General features: G+C 71.2%; 3 protein-coding genes. 2 read left to right on the forward strand and 1 reads right to left on the reverse strand.

What is annotated here, in order from left to right; genetic code table 11:
* Positions 1 to 1,487: sensor histidine kinase (locus ASF38_RS09715; protein ID WP_162237339.1), on the reverse strand; the 1,487-nt coding region annotated here is incomplete at its 3' end.
* Between the two features lie 124 nt (positions 1,488 to 1,611).
* On the opposite strand from ASF38_RS09715, the gene ASF38_RS09720 reads away from it, so the two are divergent.
* Both ASF38_RS09720 and ASF38_RS09725 read left to right on the forward strand, forming a co-directional pair.
* The gene (locus ASF38_RS09720) at positions 1,612 to 2,970 is read left to right on the forward strand and encodes a cation:dicarboxylate symporter family transporter (RefSeq protein WP_055964555.1); all 1,359 of its coding nucleotides are present in this window, start codon (positions 1,612 to 1,614) and stop codon (positions 2,968 to 2,970) included.
* 72 nt (positions 2,971 to 3,042) lie between these two features.
* A complete protein-coding gene (locus ASF38_RS09725; RefSeq protein ID WP_055964559.1) occupies positions 3,043 to 3,963 on the forward strand; it encodes a Ppx/GppA phosphatase family protein in 921 nt (306 codons plus the stop codon).
* The last annotated feature ends 155 nt before the right edge of the window (positions 3,964 to 4,118 follow it).

The following is a 4,118-nucleotide window of genomic DNA, read 5'->3' on the forward strand; positions in this document are numbered from 1 at the left end:
AGCCCTCGCCCGTGCGCCTGCTCCACCACCTTGGTCGACCAGCCTCGCTCGAACACGCGCTCCCGCGCCTCCCTAGGGATGCCCGGCCCGGAGTCCTCCACCACCACGTCGAGGTGCAGCTCGCTCGCGTGCAGGTGCACCGCCACGGTCGCGTCCGGCGTGCCCTGCGCCGCGTCGATGGCGTTGTCGAGCAGGTTGCCCAGCACCGTCACCGCGTCGTGCGCGCCGACCGGCAGACCCGTGACCACCGACGCCGGGTCGACGTCGAGCCGGACCCCTCGCTCGTGCGCCTGCGCCGACTTGCCCAGCAGCAGCGCCGCCACCACCGGCTCCTCCACCGCCCCCACCATGTGGTCGGTCAGCCCCTGCGCCAGCTGCATCTCGTGGGTCGCGAACTCGACGGCCTCCTCGCTGCGGCCCATCTCCACGAGCGAGACCATCGTGTGCAACCGGTTCGCGGTCTCGTGGCTCTGCGCCCGCAGCGAGTCGGCCAGGCTTCGCACGGTGTCGAGCTCGGCCGTCACGCCCTGCAGCTCGGTGCGGTCGCGGATCGTCACCACCGTGCCCACGTCGCGGCCCTCCCACTGCGCCGGCGCCGCGTTCACGATGAGCACGCGGTCGGCCAGCGCCACCACCTCGTCGGTGAGCGGCAGTCCTGCCCGCAGGGTCTCGGTGAGCGACGGCTCGAGCCCGAGGGTCGCGACGTCGGCGCCCAGGACGCGGTCGGACCCGACGTCGAGGAGGCGCTCGGCCTCCTGGTTCACCAGGCTCACCCGACCGTCGGCGTCCACGAGCACCAGGCCCTCGCGCACCGCCCGCAGCACCGCGTCGTAGTACTCGTACATCCGGGTGATCTGCTGCTCGCCCAGCCCGTGCGTCTGACGTCGCAGCCGGCGGTGGATCAGCCAGGCGCCGACGATGCCCACCACCGCGGCCAGTGCCGCCGCGCCCAGGATCCTCGGCAGCGCGTCCACGACCTCGTCCTGCACCTTGTCGGTGCGGATGCCCACCGACACGAGCGCCACCACGTCGCGGCTGCCGGGCTCGGCGAAGACCGGCACCACGGCCCGCACCGACGGACCGAGCGTGCCCACGTACTCCTCGGTGTGGGTCCGGCCGGCCTGCGCCTCCTCGATGGACCCGATGAACCGCTCGCCGATCACGTCGACGTCGGGGTGCGAGTAGCGAATGCCGTCGCGCGACATCACGACCACGAAGTCGGTGCCGCTGTCGCGTCGCACCTGCTCGGCGAACGGCTGCAGCACCGTCGTCGGCTCCGACGTGCGCACCGCCTCTCGCACGGTGGGGGTGTCGGCCACCGCGACGGCGAGGTCGAGCGCCCGCTGCCGGGCCGACGACGTGGCGTCCGCGCGGGCGTCGAACCAGGCCAGCGCCACTCCGCCCAGCACCAGCACGCACACCACCACGACCTGCCAGAGCAGGATCTGGCGAGCGACGGACGGAGCTCGGGACGCGGCACGGGACACAGGGGGCATCGTCCCAGAAGCCGGGAGCCTCCTGTGATGGCGGTCACGAACTCTATGTACGCAACGGTGACCGGGGTCACGTCGGAGGGCACGGTGTGCAGGTCAGCCCACCAGGAGGAACCCCATGGCCACCGATACCTCGCAGCCACGCGTCAAGCGTGACCGCACCCACTACCTGTACATCGCCGTCATCGTCGCGGTGCTCGCCGGCATCGCCGTCGGCTTCGCCGCCCCCGACTTCGCCAAGGAGCTCAAGCCGCTCGGCGAGGGCTTCGTCAAGCTGATCAAGATGATGATCGGCCCGGTCATCTTCTGCACCATCGTGCTCGGCGTCGGCTCGGTCCGCAGCGCCGCCCAGGTGGGCAAGGTCGGCGGGCTCGCGCTCGGCTACTTCATCACCATGTCGACGTTCGCGCTGGCCATCGGCCTGGCCGTCGGCAACATCCTGCACCCGGGCGAGGGCCTGCAGCTGACCGAGGAGGGCGCGGCGAAGGCCGCCGAGTCCGCCGGCGGCGAGAAGCAGACCACGGCCGAGTTCATCCTGCACATGATCCCCGACACCATGGTCTCCTCGCTCACGTCCGGCGACGTGCTGCAGGCGCTCTTCGTCGCGCTGCTCGTCGGCTTCGCCCTGCAGGCCATGGGTCGCGCCGGCGAGCCCGTGCTGGTGGGTGTGGGACACCTGCAGAAGCTCGTGTTCCGCGTGCTCGCCATGATCATGTGGCTGGCGCCCATCGGCGCCTTCGGTGCCATCGCCGCCGTCGTCGGCGAGACCGGCATGGACGCCCTGCGCAGCCTGGCGGTCCTCATGATCGGCTTCTACATCACGTGCTTCCTGTTCGTGTTCGGCATCCTGGGCCTGCTGCTCAAGGTCGTCACCGGCATCAACATCTTCAGCCTGCTGAAGTACCTGGGCCGTGAGTTCCTGCTCATCGTGTCCACGTCGTCGTCGGAGTCGGCCCTGCCGCGACTCATCGCCAAGATGGAGCACGCCGGTGTGCACCAGTCCACGGTCGGCGTCGTGGTGCCCACCGGGTACTCGTTCAACCTCGACGGCACCGCGATCTACCTGACCATGGCCACGCTGTTCGTCGCGTCGGCCACGGGCGACCCGCTGAGCTTCGGCGAGCAGCTCTCGCTGCTGCTGTTCATGATGATCGCCTCCAAGGGTGCGGCCGGCGTGACCGGAGCTGGCCTGGCCACGCTCGCCGGTGGTCTGCAGTCGCACCGCCCCGACCTGGTCGACGGCGTCGGCCTCATCGTCGGCATCGACCGGTTCATGTCCGAGGCGCGCGCCCTCACCAACTTCGCCGGCAACGCCGTGGCGACGGTGCTGGTGGGCACGTGGACCAACTCGCTCGACCGCGAGAAGCTGGACCAGGTGCTGGCCGGCAACGACCCGTTCGACGAGACGAGCATGGTCGACGACGACCACGGCTACACCCCGCGCGGGGACGAGGAGTTGGCCGAGAGCTCGCGCTGACCTCGCAGCAGGTGGGATGAGCCGAAGGGCCCGGGCACCGTCCGGGCCCTTCGGCATCGGTAGGGTCGGGGCATGCCGGATGCCCTCCGCGTGGCCGCCATGGACTGTGGGACGAACTCCCTGCGCCTGCTCGTCACGGACGTGCGCGGCGACGAGAAGCGCGACGTGGTCCGCGAGATGCGGGTCGTCCGCCTCGGCCAGGGCGTCGACGAGACCGGTCGTTTCCACCCCGACGCCCTCGACCGCACGCTGGCCGTCACCCGCGAGTTCGGTGAGCTGGCCACGGTGCTGGGTGCCCAGCGGATCCGCTTCTGCGCGACGTCGGCGGCACGTGACGCCGAGAACGCCGACGAGCTGAACGACGGCGTGGAGTCGATCCTCGGCGTGCGCCCCGAGGTCCTCACCGGCGAGGACGAGGCCCGCGCCTCCTTCCTGGGCGCCACCCGCTCGACGACCGGCTCGGCGCTCGTGGTCGACATCGGCGGCGGCTCCACCGAGCTGGTGGTCGGCGCCGACGGCGACGTGCAGTGGTCGCACTCCTTCGACGTCGGCTCGGTGCGGCTGACCGAGCGCTTCCTGCCCAGCGACCCGGTCTCGATCGACGAGGTGACGGCCCTCGAGGCCTACCTCGACGGGCTGCTCGTCCCTCAGGTCTCGTCGCTGGAGCCCGTGAGCACCCTCGTCGGTGTGGCGGGCACCATCACCACCGTGGCCGCGCACGCGCTGGAGCTGCCGTCGTACGACTCGTCGGCCATCCACGGGGCACGGATCTCGGTCGACGACATGCGCACCGCCTGCCTCTCGCTGCTGCGCATGTCGGTGGCTGACCGCCGGGCCCTGCCGTTCATGCACCCCGGCCGTGCCGACGTGATCGGCGCCGGCGCCATGATCCTCGATGCGGTGCTGGACGCCGTGCCCCTCGCCACCGACACGGTGACCGTGAGCGAGCACGACATCCTCGACGGCATCGCCTGGGGCGCCGCGGGGCTGTAGTCCCGCCCGCACCGTCCCCTCGGCGACCGCGATCGAACCTGGGCAGCACGTCGGCCCCGACCAGTGGTCGGGGTGGTCGTGGTGGGTGGGGTTCAGGGTCGCCAGCGCTGGTTTCGTTGCCAGGTGTCGGAGCCGGGGAGCTTCCACTCGACGTG

The organism is Aeromicrobium sp. Leaf272 (assembly GCF_001422865.1).
Taxonomy (GTDB): Bacteria; Actinomycetota; Actinomycetes; order Propionibacteriales; family Nocardioidaceae; genus Aeromicrobium.